Source organism: Nostoc sp., assembly GCF_036917135.1.
GTDB lineage: Bacteria > Cyanobacteriota > Cyanobacteriia > Cyanobacteriales > Nostocaceae > Nostoc.
In genome coordinates this window covers 107771-130453 of sequence record NZ_JBALEA010000077.1, presented here as the reverse complement: position 1 = coordinate 130453, position 22683 = coordinate 107771, and the positions used below count along the sequence as shown (strand labels likewise).

At 41.2% G+C, this 22683-nt stretch carries 17 protein-coding genes and 1 pseudogene; 11 read left to right on the top strand and 7 right to left on the bottom strand.

Annotation, left to right across the window (positions count from 1 at the left end):
* Window positions 1-165: 165 nt before the first annotated feature.
* Window positions 166-1308 (bottom strand): sulfate ABC transporter substrate-binding protein, encoded by a 1143-nt coding sequence (locus tag V7K50_RS25075; RefSeq protein ID WP_334964833.1) that lies wholly within the window; start codon window positions 1306-1308, stop codon window positions 166-168.
* Window positions 1309-2022: 714 nt separating this feature from the next.
* On the opposite strand from V7K50_RS25075, the gene V7K50_RS25070 reads away from it, so the two are divergent.
* On the top strand, window positions 2023-3162 hold the full coding sequence (locus V7K50_RS25070; protein ID WP_334964981.1) for a sulfate ABC transporter substrate-binding protein: 1140 nt from the start codon (window positions 2023-2025) through the stop codon (window positions 3160-3162).
* 430 nt (window positions 3163-3592) lie between these two features.
* Here the strand turns inward: V7K50_RS25070 and V7K50_RS25065 are convergent, their stop codons facing one another.
* The 3 genes from V7K50_RS25065 to purE form a co-directional block, all read right to left on the bottom strand.
* Window positions 3593-4372, bottom strand: a complete 780-nt coding sequence (locus V7K50_RS25065) for a class II glutamine amidotransferase (protein ID WP_334964831.1) — start codon at window positions 4370-4372, stop codon at window positions 3593-3595.
* Between the two features lie 114 nt (window positions 4373-4486).
* Entirely contained in the window at window positions 4487-4786 is a 300-nt protein-coding gene (locus V7K50_RS25060; RefSeq protein WP_334964829.1) for a putative quinol monooxygenase, read from the bottom strand.
* A 128-nt stretch (window positions 4787-4914) separates the two neighbouring features.
* Complete coding sequence (purE, locus tag V7K50_RS25055) at window positions 4915-5433, bottom strand: 5-(carboxyamino)imidazole ribonucleotide mutase (protein WP_334964827.1); 519 nt, start codon at window positions 5431-5433, stop codon at window positions 4915-4917.
* Between the two features lie 152 nt (window positions 5434-5585).
* On the opposite strand from purE, the gene nagA reads away from it, so the two are divergent.
* Entirely contained in the window at window positions 5586-6779 is a 1194-nt protein-coding gene (nagA, locus tag V7K50_RS25050; RefSeq protein WP_334964980.1) for an N-acetylglucosamine-6-phosphate deacetylase, read from the top strand.
* Window positions 6780-6805: 26 nt separating this feature from the next.
* Here the strand turns inward: nagA and V7K50_RS25045 are convergent.
* A pseudogene (locus V7K50_RS25045) lies at window positions 6806-6985 on the bottom strand (ATP-binding protein); the annotation flags it as partial.
* A gap of 361 nt (window positions 6986-7346) precedes the next feature.
* On the opposite strand from V7K50_RS25045, the gene V7K50_RS25040 reads away from it, so the two are divergent.
* The 8 genes from V7K50_RS25040 to V7K50_RS25005 all read left to right on the top strand — a co-directional run bounded on the left by V7K50_RS25040 (window position 7347) and on the right by V7K50_RS25005 (window position 16054).
* Window positions 7347-7541: a heavy-metal-associated domain-containing protein gene (locus tag V7K50_RS25040; protein ID WP_334964825.1), complete on the top strand. Its 195-nt coding sequence runs from the start codon at window positions 7347-7349 to the stop codon at window positions 7539-7541.
* 321 nt (window positions 7542-7862) lie between these two features.
* The gene (locus V7K50_RS25035; protein ID WP_334964823.1) at window positions 7863-10151 is read left to right on the top strand and encodes a heavy metal translocating P-type ATPase; all 2289 of its coding nucleotides are present in this window, start codon (window positions 7863-7865) and stop codon (window positions 10149-10151) included.
* A 24-nt stretch (window positions 10152-10175) separates the two neighbouring features.
* Window positions 10176-10400, top strand: a complete 225-nt coding sequence (locus V7K50_RS25030) for a hypothetical protein (protein WP_334964821.1) — start codon at window positions 10176-10178, stop codon at window positions 10398-10400.
* A 349-nt stretch (window positions 10401-10749) separates the two neighbouring features.
* Window positions 10750-11790, top strand: coding sequence for a phosphate ABC transporter substrate-binding protein PstS (pstS, locus tag V7K50_RS25025; RefSeq protein WP_334964819.1), 1041 nt, complete (start codon window positions 10750-10752; stop codon window positions 11788-11790).
* Between the two features lie 201 nt (window positions 11791-11991).
* Window positions 11992-12993 carry a phosphate ABC transporter permease subunit PstC gene (gene pstC, locus V7K50_RS25020; RefSeq protein ID WP_334964817.1) on the top strand — a complete coding sequence of 334 codons (1002 nt, stop codon included), beginning with the start codon at window positions 11992-11994 and terminating at the stop codon, window positions 12991-12993.
* A 217-nt stretch (window positions 12994-13210) separates the two neighbouring features.
* Window positions 13211-14092, top strand: a complete 882-nt coding sequence (gene pstA, locus V7K50_RS25015; RefSeq protein ID WP_334964815.1) for a phosphate ABC transporter permease PstA — start codon at window positions 13211-13213, stop codon at window positions 14090-14092.
* Window positions 14093-14129: 37 nt separating this feature from the next.
* Entirely contained in the window at window positions 14130-14909 is a 780-nt protein-coding gene (gene pstB / locus V7K50_RS25010) for a phosphate ABC transporter ATP-binding protein PstB (protein WP_334964813.1), read from the top strand.
* A 344-nt stretch (window positions 14910-15253) separates the two neighbouring features.
* The gene (locus tag V7K50_RS25005; protein ID WP_334964811.1) at window positions 15254-16054 is read left to right on the top strand and encodes a phosphate ABC transporter ATP-binding protein; all 801 of its coding nucleotides are present in this window, start codon (window positions 15254-15256) and stop codon (window positions 16052-16054) included.
* An 81-nt stretch (window positions 16055-16135) separates the two neighbouring features.
* Here the strand turns inward: V7K50_RS25005 and nifJ are convergent, their stop codons facing one another.
* Window positions 16136-19825: a pyruvate:ferredoxin (flavodoxin) oxidoreductase gene (nifJ, locus tag V7K50_RS25000; protein ID WP_334964809.1), complete on the bottom strand. Its 3690-nt coding sequence runs from the start codon at window positions 19823-19825 to the stop codon at window positions 16136-16138.
* Window positions 19826-20411: 586 nt separating this feature from the next.
* Here nifJ and V7K50_RS24995 point away from each other — a divergent pair.
* Complete coding sequence (locus tag V7K50_RS24995) at window positions 20412-21068, top strand: GAP family protein (RefSeq protein WP_334964807.1); 657 nt, start codon at window positions 20412-20414, stop codon at window positions 21066-21068.
* Window positions 21069-21095: 27 nt separating this feature from the next.
* On the opposite strand, the gene V7K50_RS24990 is transcribed toward V7K50_RS24995, so the two are convergent.
* Window positions 21096-22493, bottom strand: coding sequence for an aromatic ring-hydroxylating dioxygenase subunit alpha (locus tag V7K50_RS24990; RefSeq protein WP_334964805.1), 1398 nt, complete (start codon window positions 22491-22493; stop codon window positions 21096-21098).
* Between the last annotated feature and the right edge of the window lie 190 nt (window positions 22494-22683).

Genomic DNA, 22683 nt, shown 5'->3' with positions numbered 1-22683 from the left:
CAAAATTCAAAAAAAGTTTTTTGTCAGTGATTGGTTGTTTTTTCTACTGACTAATAGACATCTCCCCAAATTAAATATGCGTTATCCCTAACCCTTGTAGAGACGTAGTAGAGACGTAGCAGTGCTACGTCTCTACATTCTTTTTTGGAAATATCTAATGACTAATTACTTTTTCTTAGCTTGAATCTGGTCAAAAATCGCTCCATCTGCGAAGAACTTCTTATTGATTCCGTCCCAACCGCCGAAGTCTGCAACTGTACCCAAAGTTTTCACCTTGGGAAATTTATCTGCAACTTCTTTAGTTAGGGTCAAAGTCTCATCCACCGATCGGAATCCGAATTTGGCAAACTCCTGCTGTGCTTCTGGAGTATATAGATATTTGACAAAACCTTCGGCAACTTCACGATTACCGTGCTTATCAACGTTTTTGTCTACCACTGCGATGGGATTGTCGATGGAGATATTGACATCAGGGATGATCGCAGTTAACTTTTCACCCTTTTGTTCTGCCAAGATAATCTCATTTTCATAGTTAATCAGGGCATCACCTTGACCCTGCTTGAAAAATGCATCAGTAGCTTCACGGGCATCTTTGGTCAGCAATGGTACATTTTTGTACACTTTGGTAACAAACTCAGTGGCTTTAGCATCATCTCCACCAGTTTTAACCACTGAATTCCAAAGAGCTAAGAAATTCCAGCGAGCAACTCCTGATGTTTTCGGATCGGCGGTAATTAGTTTTATACCGTCTTTAGATAAATCTTCCCAGGTTTTGATGTTTTTCGGATTTCCTGGACGTGTGACTAATGCTGCCACCGATTTAGAAACAATACCATTGTTGGGAACTTCTTTCTCCCATCCTGGTTGAATCAATCCAGCCTTCTCAATCTTGGAAGTGTCTCCAGCTAGGGCCAAGTGGACAACATCTGCTTCCAAACCATCAATAACGGCGCGAGTTTGGGAACCAGATCCGCCATAGCTTTGCTTGAAAACAACAGTTTGATTATGATCTTTTTTCCACTGTTCGACAAACTTCGGAATGATGGCTTCGTGAGCCGCTTTGGTAACTGCAAACGACACAAGGGTTAGTTCAATATTATCTTTTTTTGCAGCAACGGGACTAGCAGCAGGGGTTTCCGTGGAAGAATTACTCCCAGTTCCACCGGAGCAGGCGGCAAGCGCCACACTCAATACGGTACCTACCAAAAAGAGTGATACAAAGCCTTTGAGCGAATTTAGTCTGAACCGATACGTTCTATGTTCAGCAATCGCTTGTAATCTTTTCAGTGGGTGTTGCCACAAACTCATTCCATTTCCTCCACTAAATCTACAATTAATTGATGGGAATACAGTTATATAGTATTTATCATACTGGATGACTATATGTATCTAGTTACAAACACCAAAATACCCCATGTTCTTTATCAAGAACATGGTGATTTTAGCAGTTTTGTGACGAATTACAAATACTTTTATTTCAAATCTGGAATTGAGCTACTTAGTATATCAAGCAACTTGCTAGGTAATTGAAAGCTAGGCATAAGAGGCTCCAGGGGCGGAGGGAAAATACTTATTGCATATTCTCTGTTCCCTAATCTCTAAAGCCTAAACCCTCAATTATTTCCTGACTTTTCACGTTATGTGGAAAAGCTAACGATTGACCTAACCCCCTAACCCCTTCCCTACGTTCGCGTAGCGGCACGAAGTGCGGGAAGGGGGAAAATTCAAAGTCTCTCTCCTTTTAGGAGAGAGAAATAGAAGTGAGGTTTTCCACATACCGTGAAAAGTCAGAATTATTTCTTGCTAATGCATAAGTGCGAACAAAATTTATCAACTGAAGCAGTAGTGAGATATATTACATATTTTTACTACGAGTTTTCCGGTGAATAAAATAAAAAATTTTAGTATAAAAAATAGTTGAATTTTGAGAATTAATCTGATAATCTCTTTTTAAAGATAAACAACTGTAAATCGACCGAATTACCGTTGTTTAATCAAGCAACTACACAACATCCAGCTTCCATGACACATCTGCAATTCAAAAAGTTACAAATTTTAGGCATAGTTAAGCAACTATTTCCCCACAAAAAACCTGCCTCAACTCCAACCTCGGCAATATTGTTAGCAACTGGCTTAAGTTTAAGCTTCCTTATTCCTGTTTATGCTGCGGGAACTGCTGATAAAACTATTTCTGTTGATCAGAAGCCTCAATTGATTAGTCAAGGTAGCAAGACAGTTGAAATTACTCTGGTTTCCTACGCAGTCACCAAAGCTGCTTACGAGAAAATCATTCCTAAGTTTGCAGCGAAATGGAAACGCGAAAAAGGTCAAGATGTAGTGATTCGGGAAAGCTATGGTGGTTCTGGCTCTCAAACTCGTGCAGTAATTGACGGATTAGATGCGGATATTGTCGCTTTAGCGCTGGCTTTAGATACCAAAAAAATTGAAAAAGCCGGACTGATTCAACCAGGTTGGGAGAAGGAAGCCCCGAATAACTCAATTGTTACCCACTCAGTAGTTGCTCTCGAAACTCGTGAAGGTAATCCGAAAAAGATCCAGAACTGGAGTGATTTAACCAAACCAGGAGTTAAGGTGATTACAGCCAACCCCAAGACTTCAGGCGGTGCGCGGTGGAACTTCCTGGCTTTATGGGGTGCAATCGTCAAAAGTGGTGGAAGTGAAGCCCAAGCTTTTAACTATGTTAGCCAAGTCTTTCGTAATGTCCCTGTGTTACCTAAAGATGCGCGGGAATCCAGTGATGTCTTTTACAAGAAAGGTCAAGGGGATGTTTTGCTTAATTACGAAAACGAGATTATCTTAGCAGCACAACAAGGAAAAACTTCACCTTCTTATGTGGTTCCCCAGGTGAACATTTCTATAGATGGCCCAGTAGCGGTTGTGGATAAAAATGTTGATAAGCACCGCACCAGAGAGGTTTCGGAAGCTTTTGTCAAGTTTCTTTTTACACCTGAAGCTCAACGTGAGTTTGCCAAAGTTGGTTTTCGACCTGTTAATTCTGCTGTCACAAAAGAAGTGCAGAATAAATTTCCCAAGATTTCTAAGCTTTATAACGTTCAGAGCTTGGGAGGCTGGGATACTATTCAAAAGAAGTTTTTTGAGGACGGCGCAATCTTCGACAAAATACAAAGTGGGCAACGCTAACATCGCCTTTCTGATCTAGATTTTTTTCAACAGTTACTAAAAACCTAACCCCCGCCTCGGTAAGGGGAAAATTTAAAATCTCTCTCCTTTTAGGAGAGAGATTTAGAGGTTGTTTGAAAAGTCCTCTTCTTGGTAGCAAAACCTTCTATATCCCCCTAAATCCACGCCATGTGCTTCTCCCAAGGGGAGACGCTGCGCGAACAAGTGGGGGAACCGCAAGGGCGCAGTGGCTACCCTTAAAAAGGGGGACTTTGATTCCGATCTCCCCCTTTTTAAGGGGGTTATGGGGTATCTAAAAGTGCCTAGAATCACAGTTAAATACTTTTAAAATAACCTCTTAGAGAGAGTTTTTTAGATATATAAAAACTATGAAAGATAAAACCCATCTAGAAATTATCTAAATGGGAAAAATCGGGCAAATACTTAATTCTTAACTGAACGCATATTTCCGGGGCAAACCATCCTGAAAAACTAGTAATTCTCCCGGTTGAATGTGTGTCCAAACTTCGTTGTCAGTGAGTGGTGTGGTAGCAATAACAGCGACGCGATCGCGTTCTGTAGTCACTTCCCGAAAATCTACGGTCATATCTTGGTCAATTAAATGGGCTGCCGCAAAGGGCGCTTGGCGGACAATGTAGCTGAGTTTAGTTGAGCAATAAGCAAAAAAGTGGACTCCATCTGATAATAAGTAATTAAATATACCGAATTTTGCAATTACAGCAGTAATTTCTTGCAGTACAGGGTACAATTCCTCGATTTCCGGCTTACTCCCAGAAAAGCGCGATCGCAATGTTTCTAGGATCGTACAGAATGCTTTTTCGCTATCGGTGTCACCAACGGCTTGATAAAAGCCCAAATTTTCTGGATCAAAATCTGGCAAATTACCGTTGTGGGCAAACACCCAATATTTACCCCACAATTCTCTGCGGAAAGGATGACAGTTGTGTAGGGCAATTTCACCCTGAGTAGCTTTGCGGATATGGGCTATGACATGGGTTGAGTGGATGGGATAACTCCGCACAAACTCCGCTACCGGAGAAGCAACAGAAGGTTGGGCATCTAAAAACATTCGACATCCCTTTCCTTCAAAGAAAGCAATGCCCCAACCATCGCTATGATCATCCGTTTTTCCTCCCCGTGCAGAAAACCCTTCAAAAGAAAAGCAAATATCCGTTGGAACATTGCAATTCATTCCGAGCAGTTGGCACATGGATGTTGCAGCTCTCAATTTTTGACTAAGGTCTCAAGATCAAGATACTTCAGAATGCTGCATGATTCTGGAGCGATCGCTTCAATCTGAGAATTTAGGCGTGTAGTTGTTGCACTATGCCAGAAGATGGTAGCGGCGGATATCTGGTGCAGCAGTTAATAAACCTTCGAGTTTGGCTGCTGCTGCTTGGAAATGTGGTGAATCTAGATGAGTATTCAGGACTTCATCAGAAGTCCACTCCTCTACAAAAGTAAAGTCTGTTGGATCGTCTTGGTTTTGCAAAAGTTTATACTCGATCGCACCTGCTTCCTGACGGCTTGGCTCAATGAGTTCCAACAGTACAGCTTTTAATTCTTCTACTTTGTTAGGCAAAGCAATAACACGGGCAACAATGCGAATAGTTTGGTTAGTCATTTGTTATGGGGCATTGGGCATTGGGCACTTGTACTGAACGAACGCGAACAGCGTCTCGTAGAGAAGCCGAAGTATTGGGCATGGTGGAAAGACTTTCTGCTTCCATGCTGCTCTGGTATTAATTTTTATTAAAACATCTGCTGTAAATATTGTTCATAGCCTAATTCTTCTAGTTTTGCTTGCTTTGCAATTACTGATTCACATAAAGTTTGGCGATATTGCTGCACTCTTTCTAACAATTCTGGTTGATGAGTTGCGAGAATTTGTATTGCTAGAAGTCCGGCATTTTTGGCATTACCGATCGCTACTGTTGCCACAGGAATACCCCCAGGCATTTGTAAAATAGAATACAAAGAATCCACACCTTGTAAATTACGGGTGGGTACAGGAACACCGATGACAGGGAGTGGAGTTAAAGATGCTACCATTCCCGGCAGATGGGCAGCACCACCTGCACCAGCAATAATTACTTTAATACCGCGTTGGTGTGCAAATTGAGCATATTTTACCATGCGTTCTGGGGTACGATGAGCAGAAACGATCGCCACTTCGCTTTCAACGCCAAATTCTTCACAAACTGCGATCGCGTCTTTCATAGTGGGCAAATCGGAATCGCTGCCCATGATAATACCAACTAGGGGAGTCATAATAATTCAAAATTCAAAATTCAAAATTATTTGAGCTAGCTTATGGAAGCTAGGTTATGCCAATTATCATCTCATCTATTGCTGTTGTTTTAATTAATTCATTGATGTTGGTTGCATCTAAAATCAGATTTAGCTCTCTTCTCGTCAGTGTGATGACCCAAGCAACACAAAATCCTGTAGATATTATCAATGCTAGAGTGCCTGGTTACAAAGATTTGCAGATGCTCTTGGTTAATCAAGAGGGCATAACTGAGCAAATCTTGCCAATGGGTACAGTCGGGGCGCACAGATGTACATCTGTGATCGATGTAGCAGGCGACTGGATTTCATTGGGTGGGGTTGATTTGCAAATTAACGGGGCATTGGGATTGGCATTTCCTGATTTGACGGCTGAAAATGCCTATAAGCTTCAGAAAATAAGGCAATTTTTGTGGGATGCCGGGGTAGATGGATTTTTACCGACAGTTGTCACAACTTCAGTAGAAAAGATTCAGCGATCGCTTGCTGTGATTGCTGATATTATCCCCAGTCAACAAGCAGGTGCCAAGATTCTCGGAGTACATTTAGAAGGGCCATTTTTGAATTACCAAAAGCGCGGCGCACACCCCGCAGAATACCTATTACCCTTAACAATTAACGAGGTAAAGCGGGTTTTGGGTGATTATGCGCACATTGTGAAAGTCATCACCTTAGCACCAGAATTAGATCCCACAGGCGAAGTAATTCCATATTTGCGTTCCTTGGGGATTATCGTTAGTTTAGGACATTCTCAGGCAACATCTGCCCAAGGGCAACTTGCCTTTGAACTCGGTGCAACGATGGTAACTCATGCCTTCAATGCCATGCCACCATTACATCACCGCGAACCAGGATTATTAGGGGCAGCAATTACCCATCCTGATGTAATGTGTGGTTTTATTGCTGATGGTGAACACGTTTCGCCCACAATGCTGCAAATTTTACTTCGCGCTAGCTATCAAGAAAAAGGGTTGTTTCTCGTCAGCGATGCCCTTTCACCTTTGGGGCTACCCGATGGCGTGTATCCTTGGGACAATCGGCAAATTGAAGTTAAAAATGGTACCGCACGACTCGCCGATGGCACCTTATCGGGGACAACTTTACCCTTATTAGTGGGAGTGCAAAATTTGGTGAAGTGGGGGATTTGTGATGTGGAGACTGCTATTTTACTAGCTACCGATGCACCTAGACAAGCCATTGGTTTACCTGGAATTCTCAAGAGTCAATCCGCTAATTTATGGCGCTGGCATTGGGATGAAGTCAACTTAAGGCTAAAAGGGCGGTTAGAAACCGCCTTTACACAGGCAAAACCCGCCTATGCGGGTTAAAAAACTTTAAACAGGTTGCAGCCACTTCAAAAAGTGAGATGTTCTCCAGCCAAAGGTAATTGAACTGTAAAAGTGCTGCCTTTACCTAATTCGCTTTGTACATTTAATTTCCCTTGATGTGCTTGAATAATAGCTTGAACAATGGCTAGTCCCAAACCAGAACCACCAGTGTTATGAGAGCGTAGGCGCAGCCCGCCGTAGGCATCGAATAATATCAGTTAGACAACAAATTTCATAATGAATACTCAAGATCAAAATACTCCTACTCCAACGATTAGATAGTAACTAAATTTCTCCAAAAAGGACTGAATTAGCTGAAATTGCGATACTTTTGACCCCATTAAAAAGAATTTTGCAAAATCCCTTGACTCTCTAGCCAGCTAGAGAGTCTATGATAAATTCATGAAGTCAGAGATTTCAGACAATCTCAAGCTGTAGTGGTTCGTGTACTTACAGTTATACTGTCTGAAATAGCAATCAAAAAAGCGTGCTAGTTAAAGCCGTAAAGGATTTGAGCCTTCTATTAACTCTATCTTTTTACTATCCAAGTTCAAGGTTTCTAAGGTTATGACACTCCAAATAACAGTTCCTAATATGGCTTGCTCTGCTTGTGGAGACACCATTATTAAAGCAGTTAAGACAGTTGATCCTACTGCTACAGTTCAAGCAGATCCAAAAACAAAAATTGTCTTAGTGGATACAAATGCTTCTGAAACAGTTATTAAGGAAGCAATTACTACTGCTGGCTATTCTGTTGCTTAAAAGCTATCGACAAAGAAAAGCAGAGCCACGTATAACCTAGTAGTCCGTCAAGTTTACATTGATGGATAAGCAATTTCATAGTAAGGACTTTAGTGCTTAGGAAATAAGGACTAAAGTCCTTACTACAAACTCTTCATTACTAGCTTGATAAAGTACTAGTACAGCACGGCGGAAAGAAGCCACCGATTTTAAATGTCTGAAACTCTTGCTAACAAGTAATTACGAATTACGTTAGTGTAGCGGTAGCGAGTCCGCGTACTCTTTCAGAGAAGCAAGCTAGGCTTTTAGCGTCTCGTAGAGAGCGTCATTACGAATTATTTTATGGATACTCTAAGTCTTAAACTTCGAGGCATGAGTTGTGCCTCCTGTGCCAACAACATTGAAGAAGCAATCCGTTCTGTTCCGGGGGTGAGCGACTGTAACGTTAACTTTGGCGTAGAACAGGCTACTATCCAATACGATCGCAACCGCACCAATCTAGAAACAATCCAAGCCGCCATAGATGCTGCTGGATACTCATCTTACCCACTCCAAGAACAAGAAATGATTACGGGAGAAGATGATGCCGAAAAAAACGCCCGTGAAGCAGAATTACGCATACTTACCCGTAAAATTGTTGTAGGAGCAATCCTCAGCACTTTGATTCTACTAGGATCAATTTCTGCGATGACAGGGCTAAACCTGCCTGGGATTCGCACATTATGGTTAGATAATCCGTGGGTACAATTGGTACTGGCAAGCGCTGTCTTGTTCTGGTGCGGTGCAGACTTTTTCAAAAATGCCTGGAAAGCCTTTAAACGTCATACAGCAACGATGGATACCTTGGTTGCGATGGGTACTGGTGCAGCATATTTTTATTCACTCTTTGCTACTGTTTTTCCCGGATTTTTTACGTCTGCGGGATTGATGCCTGATGTGTACTATGAAGCAGCAGCAGTCATTACCACCTTAATTTTGCTAGGAAAGTTATTTGAAAATCGTGCCAAGGCACAAACTTCTGAAGCTATCCGCAAACTCATCGGTTTGCAAGCCAGAGATGCCAAAGTAATCCGAGATGGGAAAGAAGTTAATGTTCCTATCCAGGAAGTTCAAATTGGTGATGTAATTTTGGTGCGCCCAGGTGAAAAAATTCCGGTTGACGGAGAAGTGATAGAGGGTGCTTCCAAGGTTGATGAAGCGATGGTGACTGGTGAGAGTTTGCCAGTCAAAAAGCAACCGGGGGATGAAGTAATTGGAGCTACAATTAATAAAACAGGTAGCTTTAAATTCCGAGCAACCCGCGTTGGAAAAGACACTTTTTTGTCTCAAATTGTCAAAATGGTGCAACAAGCTCAAGGCTCTAAAGCACCAATTCAGCGTTTAGCAGATCAAGTCACGGGATGGTTTGTACCTGTAGTTATGGCGATCGCGATCGCAGCCTTCGTTATTTGGTTTAATGTTATGGGCAACTTGACATTAGCCCTAATCACCACAGTCGGTGTGCTAATTATCGCTTGTCCCTGCGCCTTGGGTTTAGCTACTCCAACTTCAGTAATGGTAGGAACCGGCAAGGGAGCAGAAAATGGTATTTTAATTAAAGGTGCAGAAAGTTTAGAACTCGCTCATAAAATCCAGACTATTGTGCTAGATAAAACTGGGACTTTAACCCAGGGAAAACCCACTGTTACTGACTTTGTTACAGTGAATGGCACAGCTAATAGTAATGAGTTAAAACTTTTGCAATTGGCAGCATCTGTAGAGAGAAATTCAGAACATCCATTAGCTGAAGCAGTTGTAAGATATGCCCAATCTCAGCAAGTAGAACTGACAGAGGCTAAGAAATTTGAAGCGATGCCTACGGCAAGCCACTTCGTGGCTAACGCTGGGAGTGGTGTTCAAGGCATTGTTTCCGACCACTTGGTACAAATTGGTACTCAGCGTTGGATGGCAGAATTAAATATCGATACCCGCACCCTCCAAGAGCGTAAAGCCTCTCTGGAAGCTGCGGGTAAGACAGCGATTTTAATTGCTGTGGATGGGCAAATTCAAGGCTTGATGGGAATTGCTGATGCACTCAAACCCTCTTCAGTAGCAGTTGTGAGAACGTTACAAAAGTTAGGTTTAGAGGTAGTTATGCTCACAGGGGATAATCGCCAAACAGCATCAGCGATCGCTACTGAAGTCGGGATCACACGAGTCTTTGCAGAAGTTAGACCCGATCAGAAAGCGGCTGAAATACAGGCATTGCAAGCAGAGGGGAAAATTGTCGCAATGGTGGGCGATGGCATCAATGATGCGCCAGCACTGGCTCAAGCCAACGTGGGGATTGCAATTGGTACAGGGACAGATGTGGCGATCGCAGCCAGCGATATCACCCTGATCTCTGGAGACTTGCAAGGTATTGTTACTGCAATTCAATTGAGCCGTGCCACCATGCAGAATATCCGCCAAAATCTCTTCTTTGCCTTTATTTACAACGTTGCTGGGATTCCCATTGCTGCGGGGGTTTTGTTTCCGATTTTTGGCTGGTTACTCAACCCAATGATTGCAGGTGGGGCGATGGCTTTTAGTTCCGTTTCTGTTGTGACTAATGCCTTACGCTTGCGTAACTTTAAACCAAAAAATATCTAAAGTAATCGTGGAGTAATTTAGCAAATGTTCAACAAAAGTAAGATTTTTGGCAGTATTGCCGGGTTAGGATTTCTCTTTGGGATTGCGTCAAATGTAGCAATAGCAGAAATGCCAATCCATTCATCAGAACAGACAAATCAATTTCGCCGAATTGAGCAACCACTAGTATTAAAAGTCGGCGTTACCTTGGGTGGGTTAGGATTAATTGGATTAGAACTTTGGTGGTTTGTATTTACTAAAACTAAATGAGTAATGAGTAATGAGTAATGAGTAATAAGTAATGAGTAATGAGTAATAAGTAATGAGTAATGAGTAATACCCATTACTTATTACTTATTACTCATTACTTCAAAATCAAAGACAGTTGCCTTATCTCTAGATTTTGCACAATAATTCTGCGAAGTGATCTGCTAAGAAAATAAATAGATAAGAATTGTAGTTTTTAATTAGGGTAAACAGATTTAAGATTTATCAGCAATATTTAAACACACCTTAATTTTTTGTTTATCAATCGTTAAATTGACTTTAACTATAAAAAATGTAACTTATTTTAAGGCTGGAATTACAGCAGAAAAAGATTCCTTTAGTCAGAGGTAATATGATTTTTTCGACCACCACCTTGAATCGTGTCGTTGCTACTTCATTGGTGACCACTTCTGTTGCACTTAGTCCATTTTTTGGTGCGATCGCCCAAGCTGAAACTCTCAACGGCGCAGGAGCAACTTTTCCGGCTCCCCTTTACGAACGGTATGCTCGTGAAGTTAAGAAGAAATATCCAGACTTGAAAATTAACTATCAAGGAATTGGGAGTGGCGGTGGTATTCGTCAAGTGATCAGTGGAACCGTTGACTTTGGTGGTAGTGATGCTGCAATGAAAGATGATGAAATTGCTCAAGTCAAGAACGGTGTAATCTTAGTACCTACAGCAGGTGGTGCTGTTTCTGTTGTTTACAATCTTCCGGGCGTTAATGAACTCAAATTGTCTCGCAAGGTACTACCAGAAATTTTCTCAGGTCAAATTACTAATTGGAATGACTCAAAAATTAAAGCTGATAATCCAGGTGTAAATTTACCAAATCAACCAATTAAATTTGCTGTTCGTGCCGATGGTAGCGGTACAACTTTCATTTTCACTAATCACTTAAGCGCTACTAGCGGTTATTTTAAAGGCAGAGTTGGAGCTAACACTGCTCCCAAATGGAATCTACCAAACGTCCTCAAAGGCAAAGGCAATCCAGGTGTAGCTGCAATAGTATCTCGCACTCCCGGTTCTATTGGTTATGTAGAATATGCCTACGCTGTCAAAAATAACCTGAAATCAGCACTGGTACAAAATAAGCGAGGAGAATTTGTTGCTCCTTCTTTAGAATCTGCAAATGCAGCTTTATCAACTGTGACTTTTCCAGATAACTACCGCGTTTTTGTAGGAGAGCCAGCACAAGGTTATCCAATTGTAGGTCTTACCTGGATGATGGTTTATAAACAGTATGCTAATGCTTCTAAAGCTGATGCTGTCAAAAAATGGATTAATTGGGTACTTAAAGATGGTCAACAATATAACGATGATCTCAACTACACCAAGATTCCATCTGACGTGGCAAATCGGGTTCTTCAAACAGTGAATAGCACTGTTAAGTAATCTTACTACTTTCTTCTCCTAGTTAGGATGGGCAAACAGCCCAACCTACTCAATATTGCTCGGTTAAGGATTGTTAGCGTTAATCTTGGTAGAAACGCAATATTTCGCGTTTCTATTTAAGATTTTAGGTTGGGGGATTTTCTGAACCGAGCAGTATTGTCACCCCATTGGTACTAAAAAAATCTACTGTATTGATTTGTAATGGCAAATTCATCTGAACCCGCCGACCAAAATTCATCACATCATTCAAATCTAGGCGATGAAAATCTCAATCTCACAGCTATCGGCGACACAAATCTCCAGTTTGACCAAGGTTTTACACGGCTAGTATACTTTTTTGCCGTGATCACCGTTGCAGTGTTATTTGTGATGAGTTGGGTAATTTTCTCCGAAGCTCTACCAGCTATTAAGCAGTTTGGACTAGGGTTTTTGTGGGGGAAAGATTGGGATACAGGTAATAAGATTTTTGGGGCACTACCCTATATTTATGGAACTTTGGTAAGTAGTGCGATCGCTATTTTATTAGCTGTCCCAGTGGGAATAGCAGTAGCCTTAGTCACGAGTGAAAATTTCTTAGCTTCATCACTCCGAACAATCCTAGCATTTGTTGTAGAATTAATTGCAGCAATTCCCAGTGTAATTATTGGTTTGTGGGCAATTTTTGTTTTCATTCCAGTTCTAGAATCTCTACAAAAGTGGCTAGCCAGCACTTTTAAATGGATACTACTATTTAATACACAAGACCCTTCCGGCACAAATATGTTGACTGCTGGAATTATTCTAGCCATCATGATTTTGCCCACAATGGCAGCAATCACTCGTGATGTCTTAATGGCTATCCCGAAAGAATTACGTAGCGCATCTATGGCTTTAGGTGGCACCCGTTGGGAAACAATTTTTCGGGTCTTGCTACCAGCTGGATTTTCGGGAATGGTGAGTGCAGCAATGCTCGCATTAGGACGTGCTTTGGGTGAAACAATGGCTGTCACTATGGTGATTGGCAACTCTGCTCAAATCAGTGCTTCTTTACTCGATCCAGCTTATACAATTCCCTCTGTATTAGCTAATGAATTTGCCGAAGCCGAGCCGGGATTGCATATAGGCGCTTTAAGCTATTTGGGATTAATTTTGTTTGGGTTAACTTTAGCTGTAAATATTGGCGCTGTACTATTGGTGAAGTGGGTTGGCAGGAAAAATAAATAATCCTATCTTCGTCTATCTTGTAGTATTCTGCGGCAATTACTTACACATTTACGTTGGCAAAAAGCAATTTATTTTCATAACTAAGTTAGGATTTATCCATCAAAAAATGTAGGGTAAATTCATGAATTTACCCTACTATAAATCAACGATTACCTACCTTATTGTGTAAGTCTTATCAGTGTAACAAGACCTTTATCAATCAAAATTTGTAAAACTTATGAGTGGTTACATCCAGTCAAAAAATGATGAATCTCTGGCAAGAGAATTATGTAGTCCTCTGCCCATAGAACGATTAATATTTACTTATGTAATGAATGCGATCGCCTTTAGTTTGACAGGTCTAGCACTCATTCCTTTATTATCAATTTTGTGGGAAATTCTCGCCCGAGGAATATCTGGACTCAAATCAGATATGTTTGTCAAAGCAGTGATTGACAATGGCTTTGGCAATGCCATTCTGGGAACCATAATCATGGTAGCAATTGGTGCTATTTTAAGCATTCCCACAGGGATAATGACAGGAATTTTCTTGGCAGAATTTGGACAAACCAACCCAATGGCTGGATTTGTTCGTTTTATTAGTAGTATTCTGACAGGCGTGCCTTCAATCGTTGTAGGCATATTCGCTTACGGTATAATCGTTTTGCTCACTAAAGGATTTAGTGCGATCGCAGGTGGTTTTGCTTTAGGCGTGATTATGCTACCAGTGATTATATTAACAACAGAAGAATCCTTAAAACTTATTCCCATATCTCAACGCCTCGCCTCCTCTGCTTTGGGCGGAACTCGCTTCCAAACTACTTTTCGCGTTGTTGTGACTGCTGCAATCCCCGGAATTACTACAGGGATTTTATTAGCTGTAGCTCGTGCTGCGGGTGAAACAGCACCCTTAATTTTTACTGCTTTATTTAGTCTAGATTGGTCAGAAGGATTGTTAAGTCCAACAGCTTCCTTGCCAGTATTGATTTTTAACCTCTACAACGACCCCGACCCCGAAAGAAACCAATTAGTATGGACTACTGCTATAGTTCTACTCAGCTTAATTCTATCTGTCAGTATTCTCTCTCGCTTAGTTATTAGGCAGAGAAGAGTCAAGTAAAGATAAATTTTTGTTTTGTTTCGCACCTTGAGAAAGCATGAGTAACCTAATTCCAGCTATCAAAGTTAAAAATATCAGCTTTTACTATGGCACAACAAAGGCGATCGAAGGGGTGTCAATGGATATTTGTCAGAATCAAGTAACAGCAATTATTGGCCCTAGTGGTTGTGGTAAATCTACCTTCATCAAAGTTCTTAATCGCATTAGCGAATTAGAAGGGCCAGTGAAAGTTGAAGGAAATGTAGAATTTTTTGGTCAGAATATTTATGCTTCTCGTGTTAACATCAATCGGTTACGCCGCCAAATTGGTATGGTGTTCCAAAAACCAAATCCTTTTCCCATCAGCATTTACGAAAATGTTGCCTACGGGATGAGAATAGCAGGCAGGTATTCAAAATTAAAATTAGATGAAATTGTTGAATCTGCACTTCACAGCGCTGCTCTTTGGAATGAAGTCAAAGATAAGCTGGATAAATCAGCTTTAGGGCTTTCTGGTGGTCAACAACAAAGATTATGTATTGCCCGTGCTTTAGCAGTCAAGCCGAAAGTTCTCCTGATGGATGAGCCTTGCTCGGCTCTTGACCCTATTGCTACCATGAAAGTTGAAGAACTGCTCCATAGTTTGCGGTCTGAATTGACGATCGCGATCGTTACTCACAATATGCAGCAAGCCGCTCGCGTCTCTGATTTTACCGCTTTCTTTAGCACCGATGAAAGTCGCATTGGTCAAATGGTTGAATTTGGCGCTACAGAGCAAATCTTTAACAATCCACTAGACCCCCGTACCCGCGACTACATTTCAGGGCGTTTCGGTTAAGGTATGTGCTAGCGTGACTTAATGATTTTTGTCAAACCATCTAGCGTCAGAGGATACTCGTAAAATTGGGGTTAAAAAAATTACAATCATGCTGGCTGAAAGCCCCAAAGTGAAGCCTCAAAACCCAAAAAGTTTTGAGGTTAAACATAATAAAAAGTCTGTAAAAAATAAATTTTGAGACAAAATCTGAATATAAATATCTAATACCAGGTTATCTGCTGCTTGACTACTATATAACTACGTAATTTCCATGAAGATACTCTTTTGGGGGTAACATAGTGAAACAGCAACGCTGATTTGTACTACTTTACTTAGTCAAATTTTGTTTCACACGTTTTGGGAATATGAGTAAATTAATTCCAGCCATCAGAGTCAAAAACTTCAGCTTATATTACAACACTCAAGAGATAGTTGAAGGCGTGTCAATGGATATTTACCAAAACCAAGTCACGGCAATTATTGGCTCTAGTGGTTGTGGCAAGTCTACTTTTCTTAAATCGTTAAATCGCATGAGTGAACTAGAAGGAGAAGTAAGGGTTGAAGGAAAAGTAGAATTTTTTGGACAGAGTATTTATGAGCGTCGTGTCAACATCAGTCGCTTACGTCGCCAAGTAAGTATGGTTTTTCCGAAGCCAAATCTTTTCCCCATGAGCGTTTACGATAATGTTGCTTATGGGGTGAAGTTAGTTGGATGGCATCCGAAAGCAGAATTAGATGGAATTGTAGAATTTGCCCTCAAAGCTGCTGAACTTTGGGATGAAGTGAAAAATAAGCTGCACAAGTCGGCTTTAGAGCTTTCTGGGGGGCAACAACAAAGATTATGTATTGCCCGTGCTTTAGCAGTCAAACCGAAAGTTCTGTTAATGGATGAACCTTGTTCAGGTCTTGATCCTATAGGTAGCATAAAGATTGAGAATCTGATCAATAATTTGCGCTCTGAGTTGGCAATTGTGATTGTTAGTCACAATATGCAGCAAGTTACTCGCTTATCTGATTTTACGGCTTTCTTTTATAGTAATGAAAATCGCATTACTCAAATGGTTGAATTTGGTACTACAAATAAAATCTTTACTAACCCGGTGGATTCTCGCACCCGCGACTACGTTTACGCCCGTGGCATCCTGCCCGCCCGAACCCGAATATAGGACGGGTGAGGACACCCGTCCCACAAGAAAATTTGGGATGTTTTCTTTATTTGTCAGTCCCTTATATTTATACTCATGTATTTAGTGATCAACATCACGCTTTGCCAGATATTGGTACATCTGCCAACGGGCATCTACCTCAGATTGAGCTTGTTCTAATAAGTGTTTGGCTACATCGGGTTTACTCTTGGTGAGCATTTTGAAGCGATTTTCTTGATACATGGAATGTTCTACCGATTGCGTAGGCGATCGCATATCCAATTGCAATGGATTTTTACCCTGTTTGAGTAACTCTGGATTATGTCGATACAGCAACCAACGTCCTGATTCTACCAGAGTTTTTTGATGATTCATCCCTGTGGTCATATCAATGCCGTGGGCGATGCAATGGCTGTAAGCAATAATCAGTGATGGCCCATCATAAGCTTCTGCTTCCAAAAATGCCTTCAGGGTATGTTCATCTCTAGCACCAAGGGCTACACTCGCTACGTAGACATTTCCGTAGGTCATGGCAATCATACCCAAGTCTTTTTTTGGTGCGGGCTTACCACTGGCGGCATATTTAGCAACTGCTGCTCTGGGCGTAGCTTTGGAAGATTGACCGCCTGTATTAGAATACACTTCTGTATCCATTACCAAGATGTTGACATTTCGACCACTGGCGATTACATGATCGATACCGCCAAAATCAATATCATAAGCCCAGCCGTCACCGCCTACAATCCAGACGCTTTTTCTCACCAAGTAATCTGCAAGGGATTTGAGATTTTGGATACTTCGACTCCTTTCGACTTCTCTACGAGACGCTACGCGAACGCTCAAGGCAAGTCGCTCAGTACAAGTTTTGGATTTTAGATTAGGATCGAAAGTTACGATTTCATCTAATTTCTGCTGCAACAGTTCTATCCTTTCGCGCTGTTCCCAAATGTCAGCCTCAGATTTTTGTTCAGCTTTCAGGATCGACTGGGTAAGGTTTTCATCTATTTCACTCCCCAATTTTTGCAACAATTCCGCCGCAAACTCTGCTTGTTTATCGAGGGAAAGGCGGAAGCCAAAACCAAATTCGGCGTTATCTTCAAATAAATTATTAGACCACGCTGGGCCGCGTCCTTGGGCGTTGGTTGTCCAAGGTGTTGTGGGGAGATTTCCACCATAAATTGAGGAACAACCTGTAGCATTGGCGATGACGGCGCGATCGCCAAACAGTTGTGTTAATAATTTTAAATAAGGCGTCTCACCACAACCTGCACAAGCACCAGAGAATTCAAATAAAGGTTCTTGGAGTTGTTGTTGGCGAATCTGATTTAATTTTAGCGATCGCCTGTCAGGATTAGGTAAACTCAAAAAGAAATCCCAGTTTTTCCGCTCTTGCTCTTGTAATGGCAACTGCTTTGCCATATTAATCGCTTTCTGCAATGGCTCAGATTTACTTTTAGCAGGGCAGATATTTACACAAATAGTACATCCCGTGCAATCTTCTGGGGCAACTTGAATCGTAAATTTTTGATTGGCAAAATCTTTATCTTTTGCACTAGTTGATTTGAAGGTTCCTGGTGCATTGACTAACTCATCCGCTTCATAAGCCTTTGCACGGATGGCACTGTGGGGACAAACCATCACGCACTTACCACATTGAACGCAGACATCCGGCTCCCACACAGGTATCTCTTCAGCAACGTTGCGTTTTTCCCACTTGGCAGTACCAACGGGAAAGGTGCCATCAACAGGTAGTGTGCTAACAGGTAAATCATCACCTTCCCAGATCATGATTTTGCCGAGAACTTCCCGCACAAATTCGGGAGCAGAATCGAGCAATTTTGGATTTTGGACTTCGGCTTCGCTCAGTCGAACGATTTGAGATTTTAGATTATTGATTGTTTGTGGGACATCTACTTTATGCAAGTTGTCTAGGGTGTTGTCTACGGCTTGCAGGTTCATGCGGACAACTTCTACGCCTTTTTTACCGTAGGTTTTGTCAATGGCTTGTTTGATTTTAGCGATCGCTTCTTCCTGTGGCAAGACACCCGCTAAGGCAAAGAAGCATACTTGCATAATGGTGTTAATTCTGCCACCCATGCCACTGTCGCGGGCAACCTGGCTAGCATTGATTACGTATAACTTCAAATGCTTCTCAATAATTTGCTGCTGCACCTTCACCGGCAGATATTCCCAGACGGTATCTGCATTGTATGGACTGTTAAGCAACAAAGTCGCCCCAGGAATAGCAGCCTTCAAAATATCTATGCGTTCTAAAAATCCCCAGTGATGACAACCAATAAAGTTGGCTTGGTCAATTAGGTAGGTAGAGCGAATTGGTTTTTTACCGAAGCGGAGGTGAGAGACGGTTATTGAGCCAGATTTTTTGGAATCATAGACAAAGTAGCCTTGGGCGTAATTGTCGGTTTCTTCACCAATAATCTTGATAGAATTTTTATTAGCCCCAACAGTGCCATCAGCACCTAACCCATAGAACATTGCCCTAACAACGTCATCCGATTCTGTAGAGAAATTAGGGTCAAAGCTTAGAGAAGTGTAAGTAACATCGTCATTAATCCCGATAGTAAAATGCTTCTTCGGCTGGCTTTGCGCGAGATTATCGAAGATACCCTTCACCATCGCCGGAGTAAATTCTTTAGAAGAAAGACCATAACGACCACCGATGATTTTAGGCAGAGGGGAAAGAGGTAATTTTTCATTCTCTCCATGCCCCATTCCCCATACTTCATGGATAACAGCCACGACATCTAAATACAACGGTTCCCCGGCGCTACCGGCTTCTTTGGTGCGGTCAAGAACTGCGATCGCTTGTACACTAGTTGGCAATACTGCAACAAACCTTTCAACATCAAAAGGGCGGTAAAGTCGCACTTTCACTAGACCAAGTTTTTCACCACGGGCGTTAAGATAATCTACTGTTTCTTCGACGGTTTCACAGCCTGAACCCATAAGAACGATAACGCGATCGGCATCCTTGGCACCATAATATTCATAAATTTTGTAATGCCTTCCCGTGCGTTCTCCAAATTCATCCATGATGCGCTGGACAATTCCTGGACAGGCATTGTAGTAAAGGTTAGCGCCTTCACGTCCTTGGAAGTACACATCGGGGTTTTGGGCAGTACCGCGCAATACGGGACGATCTGGGGTGAGGGCACGGCTGCGGTGGGCGAGTATTAGATGATCGTGGATGAGCGATCGCAAATCATCATCTGAAAGCAATTTTACCTTCTGCACTTCATGTGATGTGCGGAAGCCGTCAAAGAAGTGCATAAATGAGACTCGCGTCTCTAGGGTAGCAGCATGAGCAATGAGAGCAAAATCTTGACTTTCTTGCACCGAAGCCGAACACAGCAGGGCAAAACCAGTCGCACGAGCTGCCATCACATCGCTATGATCGCCAAAAATTGATAACGCATGGGTAGCCAAAGAACGGGCGGCAACGTGAACCACAGCGCTAGTCAGTTCACCAGCAATTTTGTAGAAGTTGGGGATCATTAACAATAATCCCTGAGATGCCGTGAAGGTGGTACTCAGGGAACCTGTTTGTAATGCCCCATGCACAGCACCAGCCGCTCCCCCTTCGCTCTGCATCTGCACGACGCTGGGAATAGTACCCCAGAGGTTGGGACGACTTTCTGCTGACCAAGCATCTGCCCATTCACCCATTGCTGAAGAGGGGGTGATAGGATAAATGGCAATGACTTCATTTAATTTGTAAGCAACACGGGCGACAGCCTCATTGCCATCAATGGTTGCAAAGGTTTTGTTCATAAGATGATTTTTGTCCCCGCCTCTAAGCTGGATGATCAGAAGGTGTGAGTAGAAGAATTACAAATAACCAAAATTAGAAAGTGAGCGTATTGTATGCGTTAAAGATTTAGCGGTAGGATTTACTCCGTGATCAAAGGATAATTTATCTTTCAACAAATACTGCATCTATTAATATCTCATCTGCAATCTTGCATCTATTAATATGTATTAATAATGTACTCAACCGCCAAGGTGTGTGGTTGATAAGACTTTAAAGTGATTTATTCTTTTTTGTGGGGTATGGGGTCGGGAATCTCTGATATATTTTACTTAACTGTAAGAAGTCTTTTAGAAAACAATCCGCTTGGGTTAAGAAAAATAGTAGGTTGGTTTGAGCAATAGCGAAACCTAACAAATGGTTGATAATGTTGGGTTTCGTTCCTCAAGCTAACCTACATTAGTTTTAGTTTTTAGCCTTAACCAAAGCATATTTATTTAGAAAGTCAAAATAAAATTACTGTACGAGAAACAAGATGAGCAGTAGTTTATTATGTCCATCCTATTTAAGATTTACTAACAAAATTCAAACCTAATTTTCTATTCAAATATGAGTTCTTTTTTACTTTCTCTGGTAGCAATCTCAGTAATTGGTAGTATTAATCCTAATGGCTTTGCAGTGCAAATTTATCTACTGAGTACACCGAAGCCTGTTATCCGTGCATTAGCTTTTACACTTGGGGAATATATTGGCCTTTTGATTTCAGGACTGTTAATTGCTTGGGGGATGAGACAAGTAATTCAAGAAGTTTTAAATTCTGTTGGCGAGAGTATTTATGGATTACAATTCTTTGCCGGGATAGGACTATTGATTGTAGGATATAACGCACCAAAAATTTTTAACGCTTCTACAAAAACTTTACACCCTCATTCACTCAAGCCACTGCACACTTTTCTCTTAGGTTTTACCATTGTCGCTGTGGAAACTCCAACTGCATTACCTCATATTGCTGCCCTCAAGCAAATGAATGATGCCCATCTTTCAATCCCCATATTTATATTAATTTGGGCATTATACGATTTGATTTTTATCTTTCCATTATTGATAATGGTTGCTGTCTATCTGGTATTAAATGACAAGGCTATTAGTTATTTAGAAGGATTTTATTATCGAATAAATCGTTTGACCAGCAAAATCTTACCCTTTCTTTTGAGTGGAATTGGGGTTTTCTTTATTGTCAACAGTCTCATTCAGTTTTTTAGTTAGATAGTTTTTGTCGCAGTATAATTTAGTTCACTTTTTTGCATTGTCACCATAAAGTTTAACCAAAGGTAAACCTCTATTGGGAATACTACTAAGAAAAAGCTGCTTGATATCGTTAGATTTATATGATAAAAAACAACTCAGTACTGCAATCATGGTTGATATCAATACTAAACTTAGGTGAACACCTATCGAAATAAAAACCAATGTTAACAATGCAAAGATCACAATGCAAATATTAGCCAAAAATTGTACCTTTTCTAGAAAAACTAGAGAATTACGACAACTTGGACAATGCTTTGTATGTCTATGCCATCGGTCATATAGTTGCTCATCACTCAATTGTTTAACACTACCTTCTACACACCCTTGCCATGAAGGACTACCTCCAGCAAATTCGTCTAGCCATTTTCTGAAAGTTATAATACCCACGTCAGAGGGAGAAGGCATAAAGTATGCCTTTTGCCATTTTTTATCTAATGATGACTGATTCACTTCCTGAGAATGCATAGCTGATAAATCTTGGTCACTTAGCTTGTATGTAGATAAGTGCTGTAACCCAGTTTGTAAATCCTTTGGGAGCATCTCATCCCAAAAATTTCTTTTAACTAAACTTCCATCAGAAATAAACTTGCCAATGTATCTACAGTAACCTGGTTGTGTAGGAACAAAATACAACTGAAAAATAATAGTTTTGCCGTTGGGATAACGATATATGGTAGTATTACAAGAGGGTGGAGTAAACTTTCGCATCGCCTCCATATCTTTGTTGAAGAGATTGTAACCTTGATGTTTGAGAGTAAAACCTTCTTGAGCAGATATTTCTCCAACAGATTCAAAATATTCCATAGGCAGAGCTGTTTTAGGTGAAAAAACACCTATTCCTTCATGAAGAAATTCTGCATGAGAAGGATCAAAAGTACTTTCAATAGACACGGTGTAACCAACTGGAACTTCTGTCATGTGCCAGGAGGTGGCAGATATATCTAGTTTAGACTCAGGTATGGTAGCTGGCTGCTTTGAGTTACAATCTTCAAAAGCTGTTAAACTCTCATCTGGCCATACCCAAAGCAATTCTTGGATAACTTGTGTAGGATATGTTGTAACTCTTGACCTGAAACTATCACAAGCAGTTACTTCTGCTTGGCTACCAGCCAACATGGGAATTTTAGTGCATTTCCCTTCACCGTTAAAACACCAACCGTGATGTCTACACATTAAGTTCCCATCTTCAGTGATGGTTCCCATAGATAGTCGCGCCAACTTATGAGGACAAACATCATCCATTACTATCCACTTTTGATTTTTGTCTCTCCAAATCACCAGTTTTTTCCCCAGAAGAGTGATAGGAGTGGGATTCAAAATATCTAAGTAGCTTAAAGGAATAATAGGATACCACTGTTTAGTCCAGGAAAACTGAGTTGTCATAACCAGAGCTAGAAACCTAATTGATACGACTATATTAGTACAGCAAGCTGTTGAACGATTTTTGCTGAATGAATTGAAGGCGTAGGTGTAGCCCGTCGTAGACATCGCTTGCTAATGGATCAACGTAATAATGAGGGCTAGAGACAATTAGTGATAAGCTAATCGGCATTTAAGTTGCATAATAAAGGCG